The following is a 2,488-nucleotide window of genomic DNA, read 5'->3' on the forward strand; positions in this document are numbered from 1 at the left end:
TGTCGGCCTGGCTTTTTTACCCTTCCTGAAATTTTCCTGGGCCGATCTGCGGCACGAGGTCGGCAGGCGGTTATAATTCAGAGCCATCGCCGGCTTCCTCATTCTTGACGTCCAGTCCGTAAGCCTTTATCTTGCGGTGCAGGTTGCTTCTTTCCAGGCCGATGGCCTCGGCCGTGCGGGAGACATTGCCATCGTATTCCTTTAATTTACCGGCAATATATTGTTTCTCGAAGGCCGTTTTGGCCTCGCGCAGGGAATCCGGGGCAGACTCGGTAACCTCCGACTCCGGATTCTGCTCTTTTTTCATGAAAAGAGGAATGTCATCCGCTTCAATGACGTTTCCCACCTTCATGATGTTCAGCCGTTCGACAATATTCTTCAGTTCCCGGACATTTCCGGGCCAACTGTGCCGCATGAGGATCGCCAGCGCATCGTCGGTAATCGTCTTTTCCGCCTCGCCTTCCTTCGAGGAAAAATCTTTCAAAAAACGCTTCACCAAAAGCGGGATGTCCTCTTTTCTGTCCCGGAGCGGCGGCACCCTCAGCGGGATAACATTGAGCCGGTAGTAAAGGTCCTGCCGGAATCTCCCCTCCTCCATCTCCTTTTCCAGATCTTTATTGGTGGCCGCGACAACTCGGACATCCGTGGCAATCAACTTCGTGCCGCCCACGCGTTCATACTTCTTTTCCTGTAGAATTCTCAATACTTTGGCCTGGGCCTTCAAACTCAAATCACCGATTTCATCCAAAAAAATGCTGCCGCGGTGGGCGCTTTCGAACTTGCCTATCTTTTTTTCGTAGGCGCCGGTGAAAGAGCCTTTTTCATGGCCGAAAAGCTCGCTCTCGATCAATTCGTCCGGGATGGCGGCGCAGTTGACCTGGACAAAGCGGTTCTGGCGGCGCCCGGAATGCTGGTGGATCAACCGGGCGATGAGCTCCTTGCCGGTGCCGCTGTCGCCGGAGATTAGGACGGTGGAATCGCTGCGCGCCACCCGGCGGATGGTCTCCTGCAGGGCCTGCATGAGGCCTGAGCGGCCCACCAGCTCGTACTTCCTGGCGGTCATGGTGCGCAGACTGGAATTTTCCTTGCGCAGCTGGATTTTTTCGGCCGCGTTGCGCACCGTCAGCACCAGCTTGTCGCGGGAGATGGGCTTTTCCAGGAAATCGAAGGCGCCCAGGCGCGACGCCTCCACCGCCTCCTCGATGCCGGAGTGGCCGGAAATCATGATCACCTCGACATCGGGGTTCACCTCCCGCAGCGATTTCAGCACCTGCAAACCGTCCATCCCGCCAGGCATCTTGACATCGAGCAGGACGATGTCGGGCATGGTCTTCTTGAAGCTGTCGATGCCCGAGATCCCGTCCTTGGCCAGGCAGACGGAGTATTTTTCGTATTCCAGGACCATTTTCACCGATTCCTGGATATTCTTCTCGTCGTCGACGACCAGGACTTTCACGTTTTCCATGCCTTGTTTATAGCAAACCCGGCCGTTTTTTTCAAATCGCGGCCGCGGCCCGGAAAAATTTCAGATAATGATTTTTTTTTCGGGATCGCTGCGTCCCTGCACCAGGAGGTAGGGGGATCCGATATTGCAGCGGTTGTGAAAAAAGCGCAGTTCGCGGGAAACCTCGAGGATGCGCAGAAAATAGGAACGCATGGAGGTCTTGAAGAGGAATTGGACGGGTTGGGCGATCTCGTTGCCGGCAAACTGATACCCGTAAGCCGAAAAAACATAGTCCGTGGGATCGGCTCCGAAACCCTTCAATTTGACCAGGTAGACCAGAACGCCCTTGCCGGCGATGCGCAACAGGTCGGCCATGGAGGTGACCGCGGGCTTGACGTAGAGGTTGGAGAACTGGACCTGGGGAAAAATCCCGCGCTCATCACGGAAGCCGTTCCCCGTCGACCGTTTTTGCTTCAGAAAAGCGGTGTGGATGTCGGAGACGGCTGAGACGAAGACCCCCTTGTTGATCAGATATTTTTCCTCGGCCGCCGTCCCTTCATCATCAAAGGGAACCGATCCGGTCTGCTCGGCTAGGGCCGGGTTGTCGAGGATGCTGACCTTGGCCGAGGCGCCGATCAATCGGCTTTTTCCGCCCGAACGGTCGAGGCGCAGGCCGGAAGAGAATTCCTTCAGCACCTGGACCGAGGCTTCCGGCGACATGACGAACAAATCATTGCCGGCCGTTGGCGGCGCTTCGGCCGCCAGGGCGCCGAGCAAGTTCGCCGCCCTGGCCACCAGGCGCTCGGGGTTGAAGTGGCTGAAATAATTGTGGCTTTCGCTCAGCTCGAGGATGTGATCCCGGAGCATGAAAGCGACCTGAGCTTGGAAATGCGTTTTCTTGTACTTGGCCATGAAGCCGAGGCTGTTGGCCAGGTAGACTTTTTTCAGCAGCCGGGAAAAATGAAATTTTTTTAGCTTCAGCCCCGGAAACGTCACCAGGCCTTCCTTGATCTTCTCCAGCAGTTCGCTGACCTGCGTTTCGTC

Annotated in this window: 2 protein-coding genes; both read right to left on the reverse strand. The window is 56.1% G+C overall.

Going from position 1 to position 2,488, the window contains the following annotated elements; translation table 11 throughout:
- Nucleotides 1-70: 70 nt before the first annotated feature.
- Nucleotides 71-1,465: a sigma-54 dependent transcriptional regulator gene (locus NTW95_13015; protein ID MCX6558330.1), complete on the reverse strand. Its 1,395-nt coding sequence runs from the start codon at nt 1,463-1,465 to the stop codon at nt 71-73.
- Nucleotides 1,466-1,525: 60 nt separating this feature from the next.
- A partial coding sequence (locus NTW95_13020) for a metallopeptidase TldD-related protein (protein ID MCX6558331.1) occupies nt 1,526-2,488 on the reverse strand: 963 nt, incomplete at its 5' end.

The organism is Candidatus Aminicenantes bacterium, from assembly GCA_026393795.1.
Classification (GTDB): Bacteria; Acidobacteriota; Aminicenantia; order UBA2199; family UBA2199; genus UBA2199.